The sequence below is a fragment of the Citrobacter sp. RHB35-C17 genome (assembly GCF_013816795.1).
Lineage (GTDB): Bacteria > Pseudomonadota > Gammaproteobacteria > Enterobacterales > Enterobacteriaceae > Citrobacter_A > Citrobacter_A amalonaticus.
The window spans coordinates 2,901,583-2,922,470 of sequence record NZ_CP057150.1; the positions used below are offsets into that span (position 1 = coordinate 2,901,583).

The following is a 20,888-nucleotide window of genomic DNA, read 5'->3' on the forward strand; positions in this document are numbered from 1 at the left end:
CAGGGTTTCATAATTCCTCCATTTTTCTCCCTTGATGGCTGGCTAAACTAGTATCATTCCGCGAAACGTTTCAGGATGAGAAACTCATAACGATGAAAGGCAGTCACAAATCCCGCTGGGTAATCACCATCGTGGTGGTCATCGCCGCCATCGCCGCATACGGTTTCTGGCAGAACCGGAGCGAACCGCAGAGCAGCGCGCCCGGCGCAACCGGACAAGCGAAACCCACGGCTGGCGCAGGTCGTCGTGGTATGCGCTCAGGTCCACTCGCGCCGGTACAGGCCGCGACCGCCACAGAGCAGGCCGTTCCGCGTTATCTCACCGGTCTGGGCACGATGACCGCCGCTAACACCGTCACCGTACGTAGCCGCGTGGATGGACAACTGCTGGCGCTTCATTTCCAGGAGGGTCAACAGGTTAAAGCCGGTGACCTGCTGGCGGAGATCGATCCCAGCCAGTTTAAAGTGGCACTGGCACAGGCACAGGGCGTCCTTGCGAAAGACAAAGCCACCCTCGCTAACGCGCGTCGCGATCTGGCTCGTTACCAGCAACTGGTCAAAAGCAACTTAGTCTCCCGCCAGGAGCTGGACGCCCAGCAGGCGCTGGTGAGCGAATCCGAAGGTACGATTAAGGCCGATGAGGCCAGCGTCGCCAGCGCGCAGCTACAACTTGACTGGAGCCGCATCACCGCACCGGTTGATGGTCGGGTTGGTCTGAAACAGGTAGATGTCGGCAATCAGATTTCCAGTGGTGATACCAACGGTATTGTGGTGATCACCCAGACGCATCCCATCGACCTGATTTTCACCCTACCGGAAAGCGATATCGCCACCGTCGTGCAGGCGCAAAAAAGCGGACAACCGCTGGTTGTTGAAGCCTGGGATCGCACCAATTCGAAAAAGCTCAGCGCGGGCGTATTGCTGAGTCTGGACAACCAGATCGACGTCACGACCGGGACGATCAAAGTAAAAGCTCGCTTTGATAACCAGGATGACGCGCTGTTCCCGAATCAGTTTGTGAATGCCCGCATGCTGGTCGACACGGAACAAAACGCCGTGGTGATCCCGACAGCCGCTCTACAAATGGGCAATGAAGGACACTTCGTCTGGGTGCTGAACGATGAAAACAAAGTCAGTAAGCATCTGGTCAAAACGGGCATTCAGGACAGTCAGAAGGTGGTGATCAGCGCCGGGATTTCGGCCGGTGACCGCGTCGTCACCGACGGGATTGACCGCCTGACGGAAGGGGCGAAAGTGGAAGTGGTGGAAGCGCAAGCCGCCGCCACCACCGATACAAAAGCCACCAGCCGTGAATACGGTCAGAAAGGAGCGCGCTCCTGATGCAGGTGTTACCTCCGAGCAGCACAGGCGGCCCGTCGCGTCTGTTTATTATGCGTCCTGTCGCCACCACGCTGCTGATGGTGGCGATTCTCCTCGCCGGGATCATCGGCTATCGTTTTCTGCCCGTCTCCGCGCTGCCGGAGGTGGACTATCCCACCATTCAGGTGGTGACGTTGTATCCTGGCGCCAGCCCGGATGTGATGACCTCTGCGGTCACCGCGCCGCTGGAACGGCAGTTCGGCCAGATGTCCGGGCTGAAACAGATGTCGTCGCAAAGCTCCGGCGGCGCGTCGGTGGTGACGCTCCAGTTCCAGTTGACCCTGCCGCTGGATGTGGCCGAACAGGAAGTTCAGGCGGCCATTAACGCCGCCACCAACCTGCTGCCGAGCGACCTGCCGAACCCGCCGGTCTACAGCAAGGTCAACCCTGCCGATCCGCCGATCATGACGCTGGCGGTGACCTCTACCGCCATGCCGATGACCCAGGTCGAAGACATGGTCGAAACCCGCGTGGCGCAGAAAATCTCCCAGGTCTCCGGCGTCGGGTTAGTGACGCTCTCCGGCGGTCAACGTCCGGCGGTCCGCGTGAAGCTCAATGCCCAGGCCATTGCCGCGCTGGGCCTGACCAGTGAAACCGTCCGCACGGCGATTACCGGCGCAAACGTCAACTCCGCCAAAGGTAGCCTTGATGGCCCCACCCGCGCGGTGACGCTCTCGGCGAACGATCAGATGCAGTCTGCCGACGAATACCGTCAGCTCATTATTGCTTACCAGAACGGCGCGCCGGTTCGTCTGGGCGATGTCGCGACCGTAGAACAAGGGGCGGAAAACAGCTGGCTCGGCGCATGGGCAAATAAAGAACAGGCTATTGTGATGAACGTCCAGCGCCAGCCTGGCGCGAACATCATCTCAACGGCGGACAGCATTCATCAGATGTTGCCACAGCTTAAAGAGAGCCTGCCAAAATCGGTAAACGTGACGGTACTGTCTGACCGCACGACTAACATCCGCGCCTCGGTCAGCGACACGCAGTTTGAGCTCATGCTGGCTATTGCGCTGGTTGTGATGATTATCTATCTGTTCCTGCGCAATATTCCCGCCACCATTATTCCGGGCGTCGCCGTCCCGCTGTCGCTGATCGGCACGTTTGCGGTAATGGTGTTTCTCGATTTCTCCATCAACAACCTGACGCTTATGGCGCTGACCATTGCCACCGGCTTTGTGGTGGATGATGCGATTGTGGTGATCGAAAACATTTCGCGCTATATCGAAAAAGGGGAAAAGCCGCTGACAGCCGCGCTGAAAGGGGCCGGAGAAATCGGCTTTACCATCATCTCCTTGACCTTCTCGCTGATTGCGGTCCTGATCCCGTTGCTGTTCATGGGTGATATCGTCGGACGTCTGTTCCGCGAATTTGCTGTGACGCTGGCAGTGGCGATTTTAATCTCTGCCGTGGTGTCGTTAACCCTGACGCCGATGATGTGCGCCAGAATGCTGAGCCAGGAGTCACTGCGTAAGCAAAACCGCTTCTCCCGCGCGTCGGAGAAAATGTTTGACCGGGTGATTGCCGGTTACGGACACTGGCTGGCGAAGGTGCTGAACCATCCGTGGCTGACGTTGAGCGTGGCGCTCGGCACCCTGCTGTTAAGCATCATGCTGTGGGTGTTTATTCCGAAGGGCTTCTTCCCGATCCAGGATAACGGCATCATTCAGGGCACGTTGCAGGCACCGCAGTCCAGTTCCTTTACCAGTATGGCCCAGCGCCAGCGGCAGGTATCGGACGTGATACTGAAAGATCCGGCGGTTGAGAGCCTGACCTCCTTCGTTGGCGTCGATGGCACCAACCCGTCACTGAACAGCGCGCGTCTGCAAATCAACCTGAAGCCGCTCGACGAACTTGATGACCGCGTCCAGAAAGTGATCGCCCGTTTGCAGGACGCCGTGGCGAGAGTGCCGGGCGTCGACTTGTATCTGCAACCGACGCAGGATCTGACGATCGATACACAGGTCAGCCGCACGCAGTATCAGTTCACGCTGCAGGCCACCTCGCTGGATGCCCTCAGCACCTGGGTGCCGCAACTGATGGAAAAACTACAGGCGTTGCCGCAGCTTTCTGACGTCAGCAGCGACTGGCAGGATCAGGGGCTGGTGGCGTATGTGAATGTCGATCGCGACAGCGCCAGTCGGCTAGGGATCAGCATGGCGGATGTCGATAACGCACTGTATAACGCTTTCGGTCAGCGCCTGATTTCCACGATCTACACTCAGGCGAATCAGTATCGCGTGGTGCTGGAACACAATACGGAAACGACGCCTGGACTGGCAGCGCTGGATTCAATCCGTCTGACCAGTAGCGACGGCGGCATGGTGCCGCTCAGCGCCATTGCCAAAATTGAGCAGCGCTTCGCGCCGCTCTCGATTAACCATCTGGATCAGTTCCCGGTCACCACTATCTCGTTTAACATTGCGGACGGTTATTCGCTGGGCGATGCGGTCCAGTCGATTCTGGACAGCGAAAAAACGCTGAATCTGCCAGTGGATATCACCACTCAGTTCCAGGGTAGCACCCTCGCCTTCCAGGCGGCGCTGAGCAGTACCATCTGGCTGATTGTCGCGGCGGTGGTGGCGATGTATATCGTGCTCGGCGTGCTGTACGAAAGCTTTATTCACCCAATCACCATTCTCTCTACGCTGCCCACGGCTGGAGTCGGCGCGCTGCTGGCGCTGATGATTGCCGGTAGTGAACTCGGCGTGATCGCCATTATCGGCATTATTTTGCTGATCGGCATTGTGAAGAAGAATGCCATCATGATGATCGACTTTGCCCTTGCCGCTGAGCGCGAACAGGGGATGGCGCCGCGAGAGGCGATTTTCCAGGCCTGTCTGCTGCGTTTTCGTCCGATCCTGATGACCACGCTTGCGGCGCTGCTGGGCGCACTACCGCTGATGCTGAGCACCGGCGTGGGGGCAGAACTGCGCCGTCCGCTGGGGATCGGTATGGTGGGCGGCTTACTGGTCAGCCAGGTGCTGACGCTGTTCACCACCCCGGTTATCTATCTGCTGTTTGACCGCCTGTCACTGTATATGAAAAACCGCTTCTCTCATCGGGAAGAGGAGGCGTAAATGAAGTTTTTCGCTCTCTTCATTTACCGCCCGGTGGCGACGATTTTAATTTCTCTCGCCATCACGCTCTGCGGCGTGCTGGGATTTCGACTGTTGCCTGTCGCCCCGCTGCCGCAGGTTGATTTTCCGGTGATTATGGTCAGTGCCTCGCTGCCCGGAGCCTCGCCGGAGACCATGGCGTCATCCGTCGCAACGCCGCTGGAGCGCTCACTGGGGCGCATTGCCGGCGTCAGTGAGATGACTTCAAGCAGTTCCCTCGGCAGCACGCGCATCATTTTACAATTTAACTTCGATCGCGATATCAACGGCGCGGCGCGAGATGTGCAGGCCGCGATAAATGCGGCGCAAAGTCTGCTGCCAAGTGGTATGCCGAGCCGCCCAACTTACCGCAAAGCCAATCCGTCCGACGCGCCGATCATGATTCTGACGCTAACCTCGGAGACATACTCACAAGGTGAGCTCTACGACTTCGCCTCAACCCAACTGGCGCAGACCATCGCGCAAATCGACGGTGTCGGCGACGTCGACGTAGGCGGCAGCTCGCTGCCCGCCGTGCGCGTCGGGTTGAATCCGCAGGCGCTGTTTAATCAGGGCGTCTCGCTGGATGAGGTACGCACCGCCATCAGCAACGCCAACGTGCGCAAACCGCAAGGGGCGCTGGAAGATTCCACGCATCGCTGGCAGATCCAGACCAATGACGAACTCAAAACGGCAGCGGAATATCAACCACTGGTGATTCACTACAATAATGGCGGCGCCGTACGGTTGGGTGATGTCGCCACGGTGACGGACTCGGTACAGGATGTCCGCAACGCCGGGATGACCAACGCCAAGCCGGCGATTTTGCTGATGATCCGCAAACTGCCGGAAGCCAACATTATCCAGACGGTCGACAGCATTCGGGCCAGACTCCCGGAGTTGCAGTCCACCATCCCGGCATCGATTGATATGCAAATCGCGCAGGATCGCTCGCCAACCATCCGCGCCTCGCTGGAGGAAGTTGAGCAGACGCTGGTCATTTCCGTGGCGCTGGTCATTCTGGTGGTCTTTCTGTTCCTGCGATCCGGACGCGCCACGCTGATCCCCGCCGTGGCGGTTCCGGTTTCGTTAATTGGCACCTTTGCCGCGATGTATCTGTGCGGATTCAGTCTCAATAACCTGTCGCTGATGGCGCTGACCATCGCCACCGGCTTTGTGGTCGATGACGCCATCGTGGTGCTGGAAAATATCTCGCGCCACCTGGAAGCCGGAATGAAACCTTTGCAGGCCGCGCTTCAGGGCACGCGTGAAGTGGGCTTTACCGTGCTGTCCATGAGCCTGTCACTGGTCGCCGTGTTCCTGCCGCTGCTGCTGATGGGCGGGCTGCCGGGACGATTACTGCGTGAATTTGCCGTCACGCTGTCGGTGGCGATTGGTATCTCGCTGCTGGTGTCGCTCACGCTCACCCCGATGATGTGCGGCTGGATGCTAAAATCCAGCCAGCCACGGGAGCAGAAGCGGCTGCGCGGATTTGGCCGCATGCTGGTCGCGCTGCAACAGGGCTACGGTAAGTCGCTGAAATGGGTGCTCAACCATACGCGACTGGTCGGCGTGGTGCTGCTCGGCACTATTGCGCTGAATATCTGGCTCTACATTTCGATTCCGAAAACCTTCTTCCCGGAACAGGACACCGGCGTACTGATGGGCGGGATTCAGGCTGACCAGAGCATCTCGTTTCAGGCGATGCGCGGTAAGCTTCAGGACTTTATGAAGATTATTCGCGATGATCCGGCAGTGGATAATGTCACCGGATTTACCGGCGGCTCGCGAGTCAACAGCGGGATGATGTTTATCACCCTTAAGTCCCGTGATGAACGCCGGGAGACCGCGCAGCAGGTGATCGACCGTCTGCGGGTGAAACTGGCAAAAGAGCCCGGTGCCAATCTGTTCCTGATGGCAGTGCAGGATATTCGTGTCGGCGGACGCCAGTCCAATGCCAGCTATCAGTACACCTTGCTGTCAGACGATCTGGCGGCGCTGCGCGAATGGGAACCGAAGATTCGTAAAGCCTTAGCCGCCCTGCCCCAACTGGCGGACGTCAACTCGGATCAACAGGATAACGGCGCGGAGATGAATCTTACCTACGATCGTGAAACCATGGCGCGCCTGGGTATTGACGTGCAGGCGGCAAACAGCCTGTTAAACAACGCTTTTGGTCAGCGGCAGATCTCCACCATCTATCAGCCGATGAACCAATATAAAGTGGTGATGGAAGTCGATCCGCGCTACACCCAGGACATCAGCGCGCTGGAGAAAATGTACGTCATTAACAGTGACGGTAAGGCGATTCCGCTCTCCTGGTTTGCCAAATGGCAACCGGCGAACGCGCCATTGTCGGTGAATCATCAGGGGCTGTCGGCAGCGTCCACCGTCTCTTTCAACCTGCCTACGGGTTCCTCGTTGTCAGAAGCCAGTGACGCCATTAATCGGGCGATGACCCAACTGGGCGTGCCGTCTACCGTGCGCGGCAGTTTTGCCGGGACCGCGCAGGTCTTCCAGGAAACCATGAATTCCCAGGTGATCCTGATTATTGCCGCGATCGCCACGGTCTATATTGTGCTTGGCATACTGTATGAAAGTTATGTCCACCCGCTAATCATCCTCTCCACGCTTCCCTCCGCGGGGGTGGGCGCGCTCTTAGCGCTGGAGATTTTCGATGCCCCGTTCAGCCTCATCGCCCTGATAGGGATCATGCTCTTAATTGGCATCGTGAAGAAAAACGCCATCATGATGGTCGATTTTGCGCTGGAGGCGCAAAGGCATGGCAACCTCACGCCAGAACAGGCGATTTTCCAGGCTTGTCTGCTGCGTTTTCGCCCGATTATGATGACCACGTTGGCCGCGCTGTTTGGCGCGCTGCCGCTGGTGCTTTCCGGCGGTGACGGTTCTGAACTGCGTCAGCCGTTGGGGATTACCATTGTCGGCGGTCTGGTGATGAGCCAGTTGTTAACGCTCTATACCACTCCGGTGGTGTACCTCTTCTTCGACCGTCTGCGGCTGCGTTTTTCGCGTAAACACCGTAAACCGATAACAGAGACATGACAGAACTTCCCAACAGCACCCGCTGGCAACTGTGGATTGTGGCATTCGGCTTCTTTATGCAGTCGCTGGATACCACCATCGTCAATACCGCGCTTCCCTCGATGGCAAAAAGCCTCGGGGAAAGCCCGCTGCATATGCACATGGTCGTGGTTTCGTATGTGCTGACCGTGGCGGTCATGCTGCCTGCCAGCGGGTGGCTGGCAGACAAAATCGGTGTGCGGAATATTTTCTTTACCGCCATTGTGCTGTTTACCCTGGGCTCGCTGTTTTGTGCCGGTTCCGGCACGCTCAATGAACTGGTCATGGCGCGGGTGTTACAGGGCGTTGGCGGTGCCATGATGGTACCGGTCGGCCGGCTGACGGTGATGAAGATTGTCCCGCGCGAACAGTACATGGCGGCGATGACGTTTGTCACGCTGCCAGGTCAGATAGGCCCGTTGCTGGGCCCTGCGCTGGGCGGGATCCTCGTGGAATATGCCTCCTGGCACTGGATTTTCCTGATTAATTTGCCGGTCGGTATTGTCGGCGCGATCGCCACGCTGCTGCTGATGCCCAACTACACCATGCAAACCCGACGCTTTGATCTCTCGGGTTTTCTGCTACTGGCGACGGGGATGGCGGTTCTGACCATCGCGCTGGACGGCAGCAAAGGGATGGGGATGTCGTCGTTCGCGCTCGGCGCGCTGGTAGTGGGCGGTGTGGCGGCCATTTTGCTCTACCTGAAACACGCCAAAGCTAACCCGCGAGCGCTGTTCAGCCTCCACCTGTTCCGCACGCCAACCTTCTCGCTGGGGCTGTTCGGCAGCTTTGCCGGACGCATCGGCAGCGGCATGTTGCCTTTCATGACGCCGGTCTTTTTGCAGATTGGTCTCGGCTTTTCCCCGTTTCACGCCGGGCTGATGATGATCCCGATGGTGCTGGGTAGCATGGGCATGAAACGCATTGTTGTACAGGTGGTTAACCGCTTTGGTTACCGTCGGGTGCTGGTCGCCACGACGCTTGGGTTGTCGGTGGTAACCCTGCTGTTTATGTCCACTGCGCTGCTGGGCTGGTATTACGTGCTGCCGCTGGTGCTGTTTGTTCAGGGCATGGTCAACTCGACGCGTTTCTCCTCCATGAACACCCTGACCCTGAAAGATCTGCCGGATGAGTTGGCCAGCAGCGGGAACAGCCTGCTGTCGATGATTATGCAACTTTCAATGAGTATCGGCGTCACCGTTGCCGGTCTGCTGCTAGGGATGTTCGGACAACAACAGTTTACGGTGGATAGCGGAACGTCGCATACCGTCTTTATGTACACCTGGCTGTGCATGGCTTTTATCATCGCGTTGCCCGCCGTGATCTTTGCCCGCGTCCCAAACGATACCCATAAAAATGTCGTCATTGCGCGACGCAAAAGGAGAACCTGATGAAGCTCTGGCGACCCGGCATTACCGGCAAACTGTTTCTGGCGATTTTCGCCACCTGCATCGTGTTGTTGATCAGTATGCATTGGGCGGTACGCATCAGCTTCGAGCGAGGGTTCATTGACTACATCAAAAACGGCAACGAGCAGCGTCTGACCATGCTCAGCGATGCGTTAGGTGAACAGTACCAACAGCACGGCAGCTGGCGCTTTTTGCGCAATAATGACCGCTTTGTGTTTCAGATCCTCCGCTCCTTTGAACATGACAAAGACGATGATAAACAAGGCCCAGGTATGCCGCCGCACGGCTGGCGCACGCAGTTCTGGGTGGTGGACCAGGATGCGCATGTCATGGTTGGCCCGCGCGGTCCGGTTCCCGCAGACGGCACGCGGCGGCCCATTCTGGTTAACGGTCAGGAGGTCGGCGCCGTCATTGCCTCCCCTGTTGAACGTCTGACGCGTAACACCGACATTAATTTCGATAAACAGCAGCGGCGCACCAGTTGGCTGATTGTGGCGCTCTCAACCCTGCTGGCGGCGCTGGCGACCTTTCCACTCGCGCGCGGACTGCTGGCCCCGGTCAAACGGCTGGTCGAAGGCACGCACAAACTGGCTGCGGGGGATTTCACCACCCGTGTTGCCGCCACCAGCGCCGATGAGCTGGGCAAACTGGCGCAGGACTTTAATCAGCTCGCCAGTACCCTGGAAAAGAATCAGCAGATGCGTCGCGATTTTATGGCCGATATCTCGCATGAGCTGCGTACACCGCTGGCAGTCCTGCGCGGTGAACTGGAAGCGATTCAGGACGGTGTACGAAAATTCACGCCGGAATCGGTGGCCTCGTTACAGGCGGAAGTGGGGACACTGACCAAACTGGTCGACGATCTGCACCAGCTTTCGATGTCTGACGAAGGCGCGCTGGCCTACCAAAAAACTACCGTCGACGTGATCCCGCTGCTGGAAGTGGCGGGCGGCGCATTCCGCGAACGTTTTGCCAGCCGGGGTCTGACGCTACAGTTTTCCCTGCCCGATAGCGTTACCGTGTTCGGCGATCGCGATCGCCTGATGCAGTTATTCAACAACCTGTTAGAAAACAGCCTTCGTTACACCGATAGCGGCGGCAGCTTACGTATCAGCGCAGAGCTGCGCGACAAACGCGTGCTGATCACCTTCGCCGACTCCGCGCCGGGCGTCAGTGACGATCAGCTACAAAAACTGTTCGAGCGATTCTACCGCGCCGAAGGATCGCGCAACCGCGCCAGCGGAGGGTCCGGACTGGGACTGGCGATCTGCGTCAACATCGTTGAGGCCCATAATGGCCGCATCCACGCTGCCCATTCGCCTTTTGGCGGGGTAAGCATTACAGTAGAATTACCGCTGGAACGCGATTTACAGAGAGACGTATGACTGAGTTACCCATTGATGAAAACACGCCACGCATTCTGATTGTGGAAGATGAACCCAAGCTGGGACAGTTACTTATCGACTATCTGCGCGCCGCGAGCTATGCCCCGACGCTGATTAGCCATGGCGATCAGGTACTATCTTATGTGCGCCAGACGCCGCCGGATTTAATCCTGCTGGATCTGATGCTACCGGGTACCGATGGCCTGACCCTGTGTCGCGAAATCCGTCGTTTCTCCGAGGTGCCAATCGTGATGGTCACCGCCAAAATTGAGGAGATCGACCGCTTGCTGGGGCTGGAAATTGGTGCGGATGATTACATCTGCAAACCCTACAGTCCGCGCGAAGTGGTCGCCCGCGTGAAGACCATTCTGCGCCGCTGTAAGCCGCAGCGTGAATTACAGCAACTGGACGCCGAAAGCCCGCTGATCGTCGATGAAAGCCGTTTTCAGGCCTCCTGGCGTAATAAAATGCTCGACCTGACGCCTGCGGAGTTCCGCCTGCTGAAAACGCTGTCTCACGAACCGGGGAAAGTGTTTTCCCGTGAGCAGTTGCTGAATCATCTCTATGATGATTATCGCGTGGTGACCGACCGCACCATCGACAGTCATATCAAAAACCTGCGTCGCAAGCTGGAAGCGCTTGACGAAGAGCAGTCGTTTATCCGTGCAGTGTATGGCGTCGGCTATCGCTGGGAAGCGGATGCCTGCCGGATTGTCTGACACGGTAGCGCAAATAGTGGCCCGATAACGCCGCGTTATCGGCCCGGCGTTTTCCTTTACCTCATTTGCCCGCAGCGCTACAATGCCCGCCCTTAACGTGAGGACTCTCCTCTAGCCGCTTCATCAGGTGAAGCGGATCTGACCTGTCATCAGAACGAGAACATTATGTTTAAACCGGAACTCCTTTCCCCGGCGGGAACGCTGAAAAATATGCGTTACGCTTTCGCCTATGGCGCAGATGCCGTCTATGCGGGCCAGCCGCGCTACTCGCTGCGCGTGCGCAATAACGAATTCAACCACGAGAATCTGCAGCGCGGCATTAATGAAGCCCATGAGTTGGGGAAAAAATTCTATGTGGTGGTCAACATCGCCCCGCACAATGCAAAGCTGAAAACCTTTATCCGCGATTTGAAGCCGGTGGTGGAAATGGGTCCGGATGCCCTGATCATGTCCGATCCGGGTCTTATCATGCTGGTACGTGAGAATTTCCCGGAAATGCCGATTCACCTCTCGGTCCAGGCCAACGCCGTGAACTGGGCAACGGTAAAATTCTGGCAATCGATGGGGCTGACCCGTGTGATTCTGTCCCGCGAACTGTCGCTGGAAGAGATTGAAGAGATCCGCAACCAGGTACCGGAGATGGAGATTGAGATCTTCGTTCACGGCGCACTGTGCATGGCCTATTCTGGTCGCTGCCTGCTTTCCGGTTACATCAATAAGCGCGACCCGAACCAGGGCACCTGTACCAACGCCTGCCGCTGGGAATATAACGTACAGGAAGGCAAAGAAGATGTGGTCGGTAATATCGTCCACAAATACGAGCCGATCCCGGTACAAAACGTGGAGCCGACGCTGGGTATCGGCGCGCCAACCGATAAAGTGTTTATGATTGAAGAGGCCCAGCGCCCGGGCGAATACATGACCGCGTTCGAAGACGAGCACGGCACTTACATCATGAACTCGAAAGATCTGCGTGCCATCGCCCACGTTGAGCGCCTGACGCAGATGGGCGTGCACTCGCTGAAAATTGAAGGCCGTACCAAATCTTTCTACTACTGCGCGCGTACCGCACAGGTTTATCGTAAAGCGATTGACGACGCCGCTGCCGGTAAGCCGTTTGATCCGCAGTTGTTGGAAACGCTGGAAGGTCTGGCGCACCGTGGTTACACCGAAGGTTTTCTGCGTCGCCACACCCATGACGATTATCAGAACTACGAATACGGTTACTCGGTATCCGAGCGTCAGCAGTTCGTGGGTGAGTTTACCGGTGAGCGCAATGGCGACCTCGCGGCCGTGGCAGTGAAAAATAAATTCTCCGTCGGCGACAGCCTGGAACTGATGACCCCACAGGGCAACGTGAACTTCACGTTAGCGCAGATGGAAAACGCCAAAGGCGAGCCAATGCCAGTGGCGCCGGGGGACGGTTATACCGTATGGATCCCTGTTCCACAGGATCTGATGCTGGATTATGCACTGTTAATGCGCAATTTTTCCGGCGAATCGACGCGAAATCCGCACGCTAAATAGTTAATCAGGGTTATTTTTTCACGCCAGGAGGAATCTTAGAAACCGATCACATACCGCTTCGTTCATTAAGGGTATTATCCGTTTCGCTGAAAAACATAACCCATAAATGCTAGCTGTACCAGGAACCACCTCCTTAGCCTGCGTAATCTCCCTTACGCAGGCTTATTTTTTTGCGGCCTGAATCGTATATTGTGTGCGTATTTTAAGCCTGTTCTGACCTCCACTTTTCGTTTCTGCTATACACTTTCTTCATAGATTCCAAAAACAAACAGGCAAAAAAGGAATGGATCATTTTCCCTCCAGCGTATTGATTCTGAATGGTAAAAGTGCTGATAACCCCGTACTGCGGGACGCCATTGGGCTGCTCCGTGACGAAGGAGTAGAGATTCACGTTCGCGTTACCTGGGAAAAAGGCGATGCGCAGCGCTATGTCGAAGAGGCTCGTCGTCTGGGCGTTGAAACGGTGATCGCCGGCGGCGGTGACGGCACGATTAACGAAGTATCGACGGCGCTGATCCAGTGTGAGGGGGCCGATATTCCCGCACTGGGCATTCTGCCACTGGGCACCGCCAATGACTTTGCCACCAGCGTCGGGATCCCCGAGGAGTTAGATAAGGCGCTGAAGCTGGCGATTGTCGGTAACGCCATTGAGATTGACATGGCGCAAGTCAACGATAAAACCTGTTTTATCAATATGGCAACCGGTGGTTTTGGTACGCGCATCACCACCGAGACGCCGGAAAAACTGAAAGCGGCGCTGGGCGGCGTGTCATACATCATTCACGGCCTGATGCGCATGGATACGCTAAAACCGGACCGTTGCGAAATCCGTGGTGAGAACTTCCACTGGCAGGGTGATGCGCTGGTGATTGGGATTGGTAATGGGCGTCAGGCTGGCGGCGGTCAGCAGTTGTGTCCGAATGCGTTGATCAACGACGGTTTGCTGCAACTGCGGATTTTCACCGGGGAAGAGATCCTGCCCGCGCTATTTTCCACCCTGAAACCACAGGAGGAAAACCCCAATATCATCGACGGCGCTTCTGCCTGGTTTGATATCCGGGCACCGCATGACATTACCTTTAACCTTGATGGCGAACCGCTGAGCGGACAGGAATTTCATATCGAAATCCTGCCCGCCGCGTTGCGGTGTCGACTGCCGCCGGATTGCCCGCTACTGCGTTAAGCAATCGTCACTTTGTTATCGAGATAGACATCCTGCACGGCGTTGATCAATTTCACGCCGTCAGCCATCGATTTTTTGAAAGCTTTACGACCCAGAATCAACCCCATCCCGCCTGCACGTTTGTTGATTACCGCCGTACGTACCGCGTCGCTCAGGTCAGTTTCGCCGCCTGCCGCGCCGCCGGAGTTAATCAACCCGGCACGCCCCATATAGCAGTTTGCCAGTTGATAGCGCACCAGATCGATCGGGTTCTCTGTGGTCAGTTTGCTGTAGACGCGATCGTCGGTGTAGCCATAATTCACGGCTTTGTATCCGCCGTTATTTTCCGCCATTTTCTGTTTGACGATATCCGCACCAATCGTTGCTGCCAGATGGTTCGCCTGCCCGGTTAAGTCGGCGGAGACGTGGTAATCGACGCCCTCTTTTTTGAACGCGGCATTTCGCAGATAGGCCCACAGTACGGTGACCATACCCAGCTCATGCGCCCGTTCAAAGGCGGCGGAAATCTCTTCAATCTGCCGACGTGACTCTTCTGAACCAAAGTAGATGGTTGCGCCTACGGCCACCGCCCCCAGATTGAACGCTTGCTCTACGCTGGCATACAGCGTCTGGTCGTAGGTATTCGGATAGCTGAGGGTTTCGTTATGGTTGAGTTTCACCAGAAACGGAATGCGATGCGCGTAACGACGCGAGACGGAAGCCAGTACGCCATAGGTTGAGGCCACACAGTTACATCCGGCTTCGATCGCCAGTTCAACGATGTTTTTCGGGTCGAAATAGAGCGGGTTGGCGGCAAACGACGCCCCTGCCGAGTGTTCCACTCCCTGATCGACCGGTAAAATGGACAGGTAACCCGTTCCCCCCAGACGCCCGGTGTTATACAACGTCTGCATGTTACGCAGTACCGCAGGCGAACGGTTGTTGTCCACCATCACGCGGTCGACGTAATCATGTCCGGGCAGATAGAGTTGGTCTGAGGGTATGGTCATGCAACGATGCTGTAAGAGGCTGTCGGCGTCTTTGCCAAGCAACTGCGCAATATCAGTCATAGTTATGCTCCCGTAAGTTCCGAATGCGTCGGAATGTGGATTGTCCTGACCCGCGTTTTGCGGGCAGCCATAAGTCTGGTACCGACCGACCATTTTTTCCATCTTTCGGGGATTTTTCAGCGCTATCTGCTGGCACGATTCACTGACGATAAAGTGTTAAGACGGTCAAGGTTTCACCCCAAAGGTATTTAAAAGGTATTATTAAATGGTACTGTCATGACGTACCTTACCTGTCATGAAGGATTTAAAGATGAAAACTACAGTGAAACTGTCGTTCATGATGTTCGTTGAATGGTTTATCTGGGGAGCCTGGTTTGTTCCGCTCTGGCTCTGGTTGAGTAAAAGTGGTTTTACCGCCGGTGAGATTGGCTGGTCTTATGCCTGTACGGCGATCGCCGCAATTCTGTCGCCGATCCTCGTGGGCTCGCTGACCGACCGTTTCTTCTCGGCGCAAAAAGTGCTGGCAGTTCTGATGTTCGCCGGTGCGGTACTGATGTATTTTGCCGCTCAGCAGACGACGTTCGGTGGATTCTTCCCGCTGCTGCTGGCCTATTCGCTCACCTATATGCCAACCATTGCGCTGACCAACAGCATCGCGTTTGCTAACGTGCCGGACGTGGAGCGTGACTTCCCGCGCATCCGCGTAATGGGCACCATCGGCTGGATTGCCTCTGGTCTCGCCTGTGGATTCCTGCCACAGATGCTGGGCTATAATGACATCTCGCCAACCAACATCCCGCTGCTGGTGACGGCGGCCAGCTCTGCGCTGCTGGGTGTGTTTGCCTTCTTTCTGCCGGATACCCCGCCGAAAAGCACCGGCAAGATGGACGTCAAAGTCATGCTGGGCCTGGATGCGCTGATCCTGCTGCGTGATAAAAACTTCCTCGTCTTTTTCTTCTGCTCGTTCCTTTTCGCGATGCCACTGGCGTTCTATTACATCTTCGCCAATGGGTATCTGACCGAAGTGGGGATGAAAAACGCCACCGGCTGGATGACCCTCGGTCAGTTCTCCGAAATCTTCTTTATGCTGGCGCTGCCTTTCTTTACGAAACGCTTTGGTATTAAGAAGGTATTGCTACTTGGTCTTATCACCGCGGCGATCCGCTACGGCTTTTTCATCTACGGCAGCGCAGACGAATATTTCACCTATGCCCTCCTGTTCCTCGGTATTTTGCTGCACGGCGTGAGCTATGACTTCTATTACGTGACGGCGTACATCTACGTCGATAAAAAAGCGCCAGTGCATATGCGTACCGCCGCACAGGGGTTGATTACGCTCTGCTGTCAGGGCTTCGGCAGCCTGCTGGGCTACCGTCTCGGCGGCGTGATGATGGAAAAAATGTTTGCTTATCCGGAGCCGGTCAATGGCCTGACCTTCAACTGGGCGGGCATGTGGACATTCGGGGCGGTGATGATCGCCGTGATAGCCGTACTATTCATGATTTTCTTTCGCGAATCGGACAAAGAAATTACCGCTATTGAAGTTCGCGAGACTGCGTTGACACAAGGGGAAGTAAAATGAAAGCAGAACGTATTCTCGGTGCTCTTTACGGGCAGGCGTTAGGGGATGCGATGGGTATGCCGTCAGAACTGTGGCCAAGAACCCGCGTCAAAGCACACTTTGGCTGGATTGACCGCTTTCTGCCGGGCCCAAAAGAAAATAATGCGGCCTGTTATTTTGGCCGCGCAGAATTTACCGACGATACCTCAATGGCGCTCTGTCTGGCGGATGCTCTGCTGGAACGCGACGGCGAGATCGACCCGGACCTGATTGGACGGAACATTCTCGACTGGGCGTTGCGCTTTGACGCCTTCAATAAAAACGTTCTCGGGCCGACGTCGAAAATCGCCCTGAACGCGATTCGCGACGGGAAATCGGTAGCAGAACTGGAGAATAACGGCGTCACCAACGGCGCGGCCATGCGCGTATCGCCATTGGGATGCCTGCTGCCCGCCCGCGATCTGGATGCGTTTATTGAGGATATCGCGCTGGCCTCCAGCCCGACGCACAAATCCGATCTGGCTATCGCCGGTGCGGTGGTGGTGGCATGGGCGATTTCACGGGCGATTGAGGGTGATTCCTGGGCCGCAATTGTTGACTCGCTTCCCGCCATCGCCCTGCACGCCCAGCAAAAGCGCATTACTACGTTCAGCGCATCGCTTTGTGCGCGTCTGGAGATGGCGCTGAAAATTGTGCGTAATGCTGACGGAGCCGAAGCGGCCAGCGAACAGTTGTATCAGGTGATTGGCGCCGGAACCAGCACGATCGAATCGGTGGCCTGCGCCATCGCGATGGTCGAACTGGCGCAAACGGATCCCAATCGCTGCGCCATTTTGTGTGCCAACCTCGGCGGCGATACCGATACCATTGGAGCAATGGCAACGGCCATTTGCGGCGCGTTGCAGGGTATAGGTGCCATCAACCCGGTATGGAAACAAGAGCTGGATACGGTCAATCAGCTCGATTTCAACCGCTATGCGACGGCGCTTGCTCGTCTGCGCCAACGTCGGGAGGCGTCATGAACACTTCACGTTTAGCCGAACTGTTGCCGGGGTTAACGACCCGCCATCCGGTCACGGTTATCGGCGCGGCGGTCATCGATGTCATCGCTGATGCCTATGCCCTGCCCTGGCGCGGGTGTGACATTGAACTGAAACAGCAAGGCGTTAACGTCGGCGGCTGCGCGCTGAACATCGCCGTGGCGCTGAAACGGCTGGGTATTGATGCCGGTAACGCCCTGCCGCTGGGCCAGGGCGTATGGGCCGAGATCATTCGTAACCGGATGGCGAAAGAAGGGTTACACAGCCTCATCGAGACCACACAAGGTGACAACGGCTGGTGCCTTGCGCTGGTCGAACCGGATGGCGAGCGCACGTTTATGTCATTCAGCGGCGTGGAGAACCAGTGGAATACCGACTGGCTGGCCCAGCTCACCATCCCACCTGACAGCCTGATTTATCTTTCGGGCTATCAACTCTCCTCACCCTGCGGCGAGCTGTTGGTGCAGTGGCTGGAAGGGCTGGATCGCGTTATGCCGTTTATCGATTTTGGCCCGCGCATTGGCGATATTCCTGATGCACTGATGTCACGCATTCTGGCTTGTCGCCCTCTGGTGTCGCTCAATCGTCAGGAAGCCGAAATCGCGGCGGAGCGGTTTGGTCTCTGTCAGGATGTGGAAGACTTAGGTGCGCAATGGGTGAAGCAATTTTCTGCGCCGTTAATCGTGCGCCATGACAAAGAAGGCGCCTGGTACTTCAGCGCGCAATCCTCCGGATGCGTACCCGCCTTCCCGACAACGGTCGTTGACACGATTGGCGCCGGTGACAGCCACGCGGGCGGCATGCTGGCCGGGCTGGCGTCGGGCTGGTTGCTGGCGGATGCCGTGCTGCTCGGCAACGCCGTGGCATCGTGGGTGGTTGGACATCGCGGCGGTGACTGTGCGCCGTTTCGCGAGGCGTTACTCCTCGCACACAAAGACGTATAAATCGCTTCGGCAGTAGCTGATGCTGTACTCGATGGGCCGCTGCTGTTGGTCAAGCGCTACCTGTTTGATCACCAGCACCGGCACTTTGCTGTCCATCTGGATATGCGACTGGAACTCAGCATCCGGCATCTTTGCACTCACCCGTGAGCGCGTGCGCTGGGGATGGATATGCTGGCTGCGGAAATAGTCGTACAGCGATATGCCAATTTCATCGGCATCATGAATAAGATGCGCGGGCACCCACGACTCCTCGATAGAAACCGCGTCCTCATCAACGTAGCGGATGCGCTTAAGCAGAAACACATCGCTGCCGGCGGCAATCGCCAGCTGTTGCGCCACCTCTTCCGGACACTTAACCACCCGTTTGTTGACCCATAAGGTGTCCGGTTTTTTCCCGCGCAGCACCACCTGTTGAGAAAACCCACGCGCCTCTTTCAGCGAATATTCAAAGATGTTGTTGATCTGCGTGCCGTAGCCGCGAGCACGCGTCACCACGCCTTCTTCTTCCAGCGCCTGCATCGCTTTGCGCACCGTGATGCGCGAAACGCCCGTTAACTGACTGAGATCGCGTTCGCCAGGCAAAATGTTGCCATGCGCAATCACACCACTGCGCACGGCATTTTTCACCGTTTCGGCAAACTTGATATACAGCGGGGTATTATCCACCGCTGAAATACGTTCGTTCAGTTGCGCGATAAGTTGAGTATGCGCTTGTTCCATGAGTCTTTTTCCTGACAGCCAGTCTGCTGCCAGTATATACGCTACCAATACGCGTGGAAATGATGAACCGGCCCGATGCCGTGTCCAACCTCCAGCGTGTCAGCCTGCGCGAGCGCCGCCGACAGCCAGACTTTCGCCTCCTGCACTGTCCCGGCCCAGTCAGCATGTCGTGGACGCAGCGCGGCCAGCGCCGCAGAGAGCGTACATCCGGTGCCGTGCGTATTTTTGGTCATCACCCGCGGTGCGGTAAAGCGCTGCTCACCGGTCGCTGTAAAGAGCCAGTCAGGACTTTGTTCATCGTCCAGATGACCGCCTTTCATCAACACTGCGTCACAGCCCATCGCCAGCAACGCCCGCCCCTGTTCCAGCATCTCTTGTTCTGTTCGTGCGTGCGGGCAATCCAGCAGCGCTGCCGCTTCGGGCAGATTGGGCGTAATGAGTGAAACCTGTGGCAACAGTCGCCTGCGCAATGTCTCAACGGCGGAAGTCGACAATAACGGATCGCCACTTTTCGCCAGCATGACTGTGTCGAGTACGACATTCTGCACCTGATGGCGTTCCAGTCGCTCCGCCACCGCCTCAACGATATCGGTTTCCGCCAGCATACCGATTTTGGTGGTATCGATGCGCACATCGCTGAACACCGAATCGAGCTGGGCGGCGACAAAATCCGGTTCAATGCGATACACCGACTGCACGCCGCGTGTATTCTGCGCCACCAGCGCGGTAATTACCGCACAGCCGTAAGCGCCGAGCGCCGAGAAGGTTTTCAGATCGGCCTGAATACCGGCGCCGCCGCTGGGATCGGTACCGGCAATGGTCAGTGCGTTAATCCGCTTCATGCTGCGACCTCCGCATCCAGGGTGTAGAGCGCATCGAGAAAGGCCGGAAGAAAACTGCCGGGTCCGTGACAGATTTTGCTGGCGTGCTGTCCTGCCAGTTTCATCCATCCGCAGGCGGACGCGATGTTTTCGATCCGGTTTCCGGGTAGCGCGCAGCTGGCGGCGACCACGGCAGAAAGCGCACAGCCAGTGCCCACGACTTTCGTCATCAGCGGATCGCCGCCGGTGACGCTCAGAGTGCGCTCGCCGTCGGTGATGTAATCCACTTCGCCGGTGACTACCACAACAGCGCCGGTGTGGCGTGCCAGAATCTGCGCCGCCGGCAGAGCCGTTGCAACCGGGTCGGTAGCATCCACTCCACGCCCCCCAGCGCTTTCACCGGCTAACGCCAGGATCTCAGAGGCGTTACCGCGAATGGCAGCCGGTGTTAAGGCAAGGAGTTCCAGGCAGAAACGGCGACGGTATTCAAGCGCGCCTACGGCAACCGGGTCCAGTGTCCATGGAGTTTTGGCGCTGTTTGCCTGCTCAACCGCCGCCCGCATTGCATGTGCACGCGGTTGTGTCAACGTGCCGACGTTGATGAGCAACGCGCTGGCAAGGGCTGCAAACTGGCGAGCTTCTTCGGGCTCAATCACCATCGCCGGAGAAGCCCCCAGCGCCAGTAGCGTATTGGCGGTAAAACTCTGCACGACGTCATTGGTCATACAATGTGTTAACGGAGAAAGGGTACGAAAATCTTGTAAGGTACGAACCGCATGTTCGCGGCTGTGCAGGTCAGGCTGCATGGTTACGCTCCTGCCCGCGCGAAGAAGGGACACGAGCAGTGTCTGACTTCCCTACGCTGGCATTATCCAGATCAGGTAATACGGGTATTTCTCAGCCTTCACAAAGAAGGGCACCCCGAGTCAAATAAAACAAAATCAAAAGCTTGCGATTAACGTCCCGTTAATCCCTGTTCTGGATCATGCCAGCGGGAAGCCAAAGACTCAACCCTAAAAAATCCTCTGT

15 protein-coding genes and 1 riboswitch are annotated in these 20,888 nt (G+C 56.9%); of the genes, 11 read left to right on the plus strand and 4 right to left on the minus strand.

Annotated features, from left to right (window positions below; translation table 11 throughout):
- Positions 1 to 92: 92 nt before the first annotated feature.
- The 8 genes from HVZ37_RS13850 to yegS all read left to right on the plus strand — a co-directional run bounded on the left by HVZ37_RS13850 (position 93) and on the right by yegS (position 13,784).
- Positions 93 to 1,340, plus strand: coding sequence for an MdtA/MuxA family multidrug efflux RND transporter periplasmic adaptor subunit (locus HVZ37_RS13850; protein WP_181627619.1), 1,248 nt, complete (start codon positions 93 to 95; stop codon positions 1,338 to 1,340).
- Positions 1,340 to 4,462, plus strand: a complete 3,123-nt coding sequence (gene mdtB, locus HVZ37_RS13855; RefSeq protein WP_181627620.1) for a multidrug efflux RND transporter permease subunit MdtB — start codon at positions 1,340 to 1,342, stop codon at positions 4,460 to 4,462. The genes HVZ37_RS13850 and mdtB overlap by 1 nt, the downstream gene beginning before the upstream one ends.
- Positions 4,463 to 7,543 carry a multidrug efflux RND transporter permease subunit MdtC gene (gene mdtC / locus HVZ37_RS13860; protein ID WP_181627621.1) on the plus strand — a complete coding sequence of 1,027 codons (3,081 nt, stop codon included), beginning with the start codon at positions 4,463 to 4,465 and terminating at the stop codon, positions 7,541 to 7,543.
- The gene (locus tag HVZ37_RS13865; RefSeq protein ID WP_044266103.1) at positions 7,540 to 8,952 is read left to right on the plus strand and encodes an MFS transporter; all 1,413 of its coding nucleotides are present in this window, start codon (positions 7,540 to 7,542) and stop codon (positions 8,950 to 8,952) included. The genes mdtC and HVZ37_RS13865 overlap by 4 nt, the downstream gene beginning before the upstream one ends.
- Positions 8,952 to 10,355 carry a two-component system sensor histidine kinase BaeS gene (baeS, locus tag HVZ37_RS13870; RefSeq protein WP_054176015.1) on the plus strand — a complete coding sequence of 468 codons (1,404 nt, stop codon included), beginning with the start codon at positions 8,952 to 8,954 and terminating at the stop codon, positions 10,353 to 10,355. Before HVZ37_RS13865 ends, baeS begins: the two co-directional genes overlap by 1 nt.
- Positions 10,352 to 11,074, plus strand: coding sequence for a two-component system response regulator BaeR (gene baeR, locus HVZ37_RS13875; protein WP_043000167.1), 723 nt, complete (start codon positions 10,352 to 10,354; stop codon positions 11,072 to 11,074). Before baeS ends, baeR begins: the two co-directional genes overlap by 4 nt.
- Positions 11,075 to 11,239: 165 nt before the next feature.
- On the plus strand, positions 11,240 to 12,601 hold the full coding sequence (gene yegQ / locus HVZ37_RS13880; RefSeq protein WP_043000166.1) for a tRNA 5-hydroxyuridine modification protein YegQ: 1,362 nt from the start codon (positions 11,240 to 11,242) through the stop codon (positions 12,599 to 12,601).
- A gap of 283 nt (positions 12,602 to 12,884) precedes the next feature.
- A complete protein-coding gene (gene yegS / locus HVZ37_RS13885) occupies positions 12,885 to 13,784 on the plus strand; it encodes a lipid kinase YegS (protein WP_043000165.1) in 900 nt (299 codons plus the stop codon).
- On the opposite strand, the gene fbaB is transcribed toward yegS, so the two are convergent.
- Entirely contained in the window at positions 13,781 to 14,833 is a 1,053-nt protein-coding gene (fbaB, locus tag HVZ37_RS13890) for a class I fructose-bisphosphate aldolase (RefSeq protein ID WP_181627622.1), read from the minus strand. The two genes, yegS and fbaB, sit on opposite strands and share 4 nt — an antisense overlap.
- Before the next feature lie 250 nt (positions 14,834 to 15,083).
- Here fbaB and HVZ37_RS13895 point away from each other — a divergent pair, with 250 nt between their 5' ends.
- Genes HVZ37_RS13895 through HVZ37_RS13905 form a run of 3 tightly spaced genes read left to right on the plus strand, consistent with a single transcriptional unit; the run spans position 15,084 to position 18,318 of the window.
- Positions 15,084 to 16,355, plus strand: coding sequence for a nucleoside permease (locus HVZ37_RS13895; protein ID WP_044326947.1), 1,272 nt, complete (start codon positions 15,084 to 15,086; stop codon positions 16,353 to 16,355).
- Positions 16,352 to 17,356: an ADP-ribosylglycohydrolase family protein gene (locus HVZ37_RS13900; RefSeq protein WP_181627623.1), complete on the plus strand. Its 1,005-nt coding sequence runs from the start codon at positions 16,352 to 16,354 to the stop codon at positions 17,354 to 17,356. Before HVZ37_RS13895 ends, HVZ37_RS13900 begins: the two co-directional genes overlap by 4 nt.
- A complete protein-coding gene (locus HVZ37_RS13905) occupies positions 17,353 to 18,318 on the plus strand; it encodes a PfkB family carbohydrate kinase (RefSeq protein ID WP_181627624.1) in 966 nt (321 codons plus the stop codon). The genes HVZ37_RS13900 and HVZ37_RS13905 overlap by 4 nt, the downstream gene beginning before the upstream one ends.
- Here the strand turns inward: HVZ37_RS13905 and HVZ37_RS13910 are convergent.
- Genes HVZ37_RS13910 through thiM form a run of 3 tightly spaced genes read right to left on the minus strand, consistent with a single transcriptional unit; the run spans position 18,292 to position 20,665 of the window.
- Entirely contained in the window at positions 18,292 to 19,038 is a 747-nt protein-coding gene (locus HVZ37_RS13910; RefSeq protein WP_043000160.1) for a GntR family transcriptional regulator, read from the minus strand. The genes HVZ37_RS13905 and HVZ37_RS13910 overlap by 27 nt on opposite strands.
- A 41-nt stretch (positions 19,039 to 19,079) precedes the next feature.
- Complete coding sequence (thiD, locus tag HVZ37_RS13915) at positions 19,080 to 19,880, minus strand: bifunctional hydroxymethylpyrimidine kinase/phosphomethylpyrimidine kinase (RefSeq protein WP_054176013.1); 801 nt, start codon at positions 19,878 to 19,880, stop codon at positions 19,080 to 19,082.
- On the minus strand, positions 19,877 to 20,665 hold the full coding sequence (thiM, locus tag HVZ37_RS13920) for a hydroxyethylthiazole kinase (RefSeq protein WP_043000158.1): 789 nt from the start codon (positions 20,663 to 20,665) through the stop codon (positions 19,877 to 19,879). The genes thiD and thiM overlap by 4 nt, the downstream gene beginning before the upstream one ends.
- Positions 20,666 to 20,696: 31 nt before the next feature.
- A riboswitch (TPP riboswitch) is annotated at positions 20,697 to 20,793 on the minus strand.
- Between the last annotated feature and the right edge of the window lie 95 nt (positions 20,794 to 20,888).

Excerpts from the sequence above, each read along its gene's own strand:
- HVZ37_RS13850 (WP_181627619.1), top strand. The coding sequence starts at position 93 with ATGAAAGGCAGTCACAAATCCCGCTGGGTAATCACCATCGTGGTGGTC.
- mdtB (WP_181627620.1), top strand. The coding sequence starts at position 1,340 with ATGCAGGTGTTACCTCCGAGCAGCACAGGCGGCCCGTCGCGTCTGTTT.
- mdtC (WP_181627621.1), top strand. The coding sequence starts at position 4,463 with ATGAAGTTTTTCGCTCTCTTCATTTACCGCCCGGTGGCGACGATTTTA.
- HVZ37_RS13865 (WP_044266103.1), top strand. The coding sequence starts at position 7,540 with ATGACAGAACTTCCCAACAGCACCCGCTGGCAACTGTGGATTGTGGCA.
- baeS (WP_054176015.1), top strand. The coding sequence starts at position 8,952 with ATGAAGCTCTGGCGACCCGGCATTACCGGCAAACTGTTTCTGGCGATT.
- baeR (WP_043000167.1), top strand. The coding sequence starts at position 10,352 with ATGACTGAGTTACCCATTGATGAAAACACGCCACGCATTCTGATTGTG.
- yegQ (WP_043000166.1), top strand. The coding sequence starts at position 11,240 with ATGTTTAAACCGGAACTCCTTTCCCCGGCGGGAACGCTGAAAAATATG.
- yegS (WP_043000165.1), top strand. The coding sequence starts at position 12,885 with ATGGATCATTTTCCCTCCAGCGTATTGATTCTGAATGGTAAAAGTGCT.
- fbaB (WP_181627622.1), bottom strand. The coding sequence starts at position 14,833 with ATGACTGATATTGCGCAGTTGCTTGGCAAAGACGCCGACAGCCTCTTA.
- HVZ37_RS13895 (WP_044326947.1), top strand. The coding sequence starts at position 15,084 with ATGAAAACTACAGTGAAACTGTCGTTCATGATGTTCGTTGAATGGTTT.
- HVZ37_RS13900 (WP_181627623.1), top strand. The coding sequence starts at position 16,352 with ATGAAAGCAGAACGTATTCTCGGTGCTCTTTACGGGCAGGCGTTAGGG.
- HVZ37_RS13905 (WP_181627624.1), top strand. The coding sequence starts at position 17,353 with ATGAACACTTCACGTTTAGCCGAACTGTTGCCGGGGTTAACGACCCGC.
- HVZ37_RS13910 (WP_043000160.1), bottom strand. The coding sequence starts at position 19,038 with ATGGAACAAGCGCATACTCAACTTATCGCGCAACTGAACGAACGTATT.
- thiD (WP_054176013.1), bottom strand. The coding sequence starts at position 19,880 with ATGAAGCGGATTAACGCACTGACCATTGCCGGTACCGATCCCAGCGGC.
- thiM (WP_043000158.1), bottom strand. The coding sequence starts at position 20,665 with ATGCAGCCTGACCTGCACAGCCGCGAACATGCGGTTCGTACCTTACAA.